This window comes from Armatimonas sp. (assembly GCF_031410135.1).
Lineage (GTDB): Bacteria > Armatimonadota > Armatimonadia > Armatimonadales > Armatimonadaceae > Armatimonas.
Genome location: NZ_JANNYP010000225.1, coordinates 1 through 2,617 on the forward strand (window position 1 = coordinate 1; position 2,617 = coordinate 2,617).

At 59.3% G+C, this 2,617-nt stretch carries 3 protein-coding genes and 1 pseudogene; 3 read left to right on the plus strand and 1 reads right to left on the minus strand.

Annotation, left to right across the window (positions count from 1 at the left end):
* The 3 genes and pseudogenes from RMO15_RS08030 to RMO15_RS08040 form a co-directional block, all read left to right on the plus strand.
* Positions 1 to 428, plus strand: a pseudogene (locus tag RMO15_RS08030) (hypothetical protein); the annotation flags it as partial.
* Positions 429 to 437: 9 nt separating this feature from the next.
* The gene (locus RMO15_RS08035) at positions 438 to 1,367 is read left to right on the plus strand and encodes a PQQ-binding-like beta-propeller repeat protein (protein ID WP_309710273.1); all 930 of its coding nucleotides are present in this window, start codon (positions 438 to 440) and stop codon (positions 1,365 to 1,367) included.
* A 15-nt stretch (positions 1,368 to 1,382) separates the two neighbouring features.
* Positions 1,383 to 2,405: a hypothetical protein gene (locus RMO15_RS08040; RefSeq protein ID WP_309710275.1), complete on the plus strand. Its 1,023-nt coding sequence runs from the start codon at positions 1,383 to 1,385 to the stop codon at positions 2,403 to 2,405.
* Here RMO15_RS08040 and RMO15_RS08045 read toward each other — a convergent pair.
* Positions 2,368 to 2,617, minus strand: a 250-nt coding sequence (locus RMO15_RS08045; RefSeq protein WP_309710278.1) for a hypothetical protein, incomplete at its 5' end; no start/stop codon positions are given. The genes RMO15_RS08040 and RMO15_RS08045 overlap by 38 nt on opposite strands.

Below are 2,617 nucleotides of genomic sequence, written 5' to 3' on the forward strand. Positions count from 1 at the left end.
CCCCCGTGGTTCTGGATGCTACTACGGGCAAACTCAAGCGCAAGCTACGGGTAGCACCGGATCGTAGTATTTTTAATATCGCCCTCTCGCCCAACGGCAAGCAGCTCGTCTTTCAGCAAAACAATCAACTTGTCCTGCGCGACCTCGCCACCGACAAGACACTCGCCAAGCAGACCGTCGAGGTGCCCTACCAAACCAACCCCTTCCGCTTCCTCCCCGACGGCAAGCGTTTTCAGTTTGGCGAGAAGATCTGGACTCCTGGCACACCTGGCCTGGAAACCACTTTAGATATCCCCCGTGCAGCCTACTCGCCGGAGAATAACCGTTTTGTCACTCTGGAGGAGCGTGGTGGTAAGAACCAGCGCCACCCTCTAGGCAGGATTCTCTCCTATCTCAAGAATCAGCCCGATGTCACGCTCGAAGGCTAAGACGGGCTGGTGAGCATTCCACGACCTCTCGGAGTTGCGTTAGGCTACCTTGGGGCACTGGCGGGCCTGGGTGGGATTGGCTTTTTTGCCTATCGAAGCCTTCTGGAATCCCCTTTTCGCGGACAGATTGTCGAGTCCGCTCAGTTCTCTCGCGATGGAAAGATATTATTCGGGACGGGCTATCTCTCAAAACCTGAGACAACCGAGTTCTATCTCTATGCTTGGGAGACGGACACCGGCCACCTGCGCTGGAAAAAGCCGCTCTCTCCCGAGGGTGTCGGCGAGCTCTCGGTCTCGCATGATGGAAAGCACCTACTAACCACACAGTATGGTGTCCTCACGCTCTACGATGCGACCACGGGGTCTCTCGTGCGGAAGATTCCTTTCCCGGAACCCAAAAACGTCTTAGTTCCCCGCCACAACTCCGCAGCGCAGTTCATTGCTGATGATAAAGAGATCCTGGTGTGCAATCTCAATGACACCCTGATGGCACTCGACACTGCGACCGGCAAGCAGCTACGCACGTTTAAGCACCGTCCTCAAGACCAAGGCTTTGCACTCTCTCCAGACGGAACGCAATTGGCGCTCTTTGAAAAGGAGACGCTCTTGCTGCTTGACCCCAAAACAGAGAAGACGCTTCTGGCACAGAGTACGAAAAACGACACCGGCCTTCGTGGCGTTATCTATCCCGTCAGATACTTCCCCGATGGCAAGCTCGTGCGAGTCGCCGACCAGGTCTGGAACCCTGCCGTGCGGGGGCTCCGTCCGCTGAACCGCGATCCCAAGAACTCGGAGTACGACGAATTTATCACCTCGCCCGATCAGAAACAGCAAGCGGATTTGGAGTACCAGGGCGGCAAGGGAGTGCACTATCCGCTGGGAACAATCAAGACCCGAGACGGAAAGAACGTGACTCTCGAAGGCAAGACGGGCTGGTAGGGTAAACTCTTAGACATGCCTTTCTCTGAGATTCTGGGCCAGGAACCCGCGATTGCCACGATCAAAGCCGCACTGGAGCGCGATGCCGTGCCGCAGGCGTATCTATTTGTGGGGCCGGAGAGTGTGGGCAAGACCACGACGGCGCTGGCGTTTGTGCGGGCACTCTTTGGCAATACCCCCGTGCACAACAAGCGCATCACGGAGAACCAGCACCCGGATTTGACGCGCATCGCCCCCGACGGTGAGCTGACGCGTATCTGGCAGCTCTGGAACCGTCCCGGCCACCCGACCGGCGCTCTGGAGAACCTGAGCTTTGCGCCGATCAACGCGCCGCGCCGGGTGTATTTGTTCGAGCGGGCCGAGACCTTTAACGAAGAGTCCGCCAACTCGCTCCTCAAAGCCCTAGAGGAGCCGCCGCGCTACGTCCAGTTTATTCTCTGCGCCCCCAGCATCACCAGTGTCCTGCCCACCGTTCTCTCCCGCTGCCAGGTCGTGCGCTTCTCCGCCGTGCCCCGTGAGATGATTCAAAAAGCGCTCATAGCACGCGGCATTCCCGATGCGGCCACGCTGGCCGCCTATGCCGAGGGTGCACCAGGCCGAGCCTTCCGCCTCGCCGAAACTGGAGAGCTTCAAGATCAGCGCGGCCAGCTTTTAGACTTAGCGCACCGAATCGCCCTCTCCCCGCCCATCGCCGCGTTTCGGCTTGCGGAGGACTTGCGAAAGCTCGCCGCCCCACCGAAAGCCAAGAAGGGTGAGGAAGATGCGGAGGAGAAATCGTCGCGTGGGGACATGGGCCGGGCGCTGGATGTGCTGGCCGCCTGGTACGGCGATCTGTTACAGCTCTCCCTCCGTGGCCCCGATGCCCCGATTCTTCACACCGACCGCCGCACGCAGGCCCGCGAAGCCGCCGCAAGATATCGCCCCGAGCAGCTCGCGCAGTGCCTGGAAACCCTCTTTAAGTTCCGGCGTCACTTAGCACGAAACGCCAACGCCCAGCTCGCTACTGAGGCGCTGCTGATGAAGCTGGCTCCGCGATAAGTGCATCAAGGATCAGAGCGATCTCCGGGGCACTCCAGTCCCAGTAGTGCGTGTGTGCCCCCTCCCCGATACCAACTTCCTCGATTGCTCCCGAGACAACACCTCGGTTGTAGACCCACTCGGGAGCATCCACTCCATTTTCCTGTAAGAGCCGCCGCCCCACATAGTCACCGCTACGGTAGGCATTGACCCACTTTACGACTCCGAGGAGT

Coding starts and splice junctions, on each gene's coding strand:
- RMO15_RS08040 (WP_309710275.1), top strand. CDS start 1,383: ATGCCTTTCTCTGAGATTCTGGGCCAGGAACCCGCGATTGCCACGATC.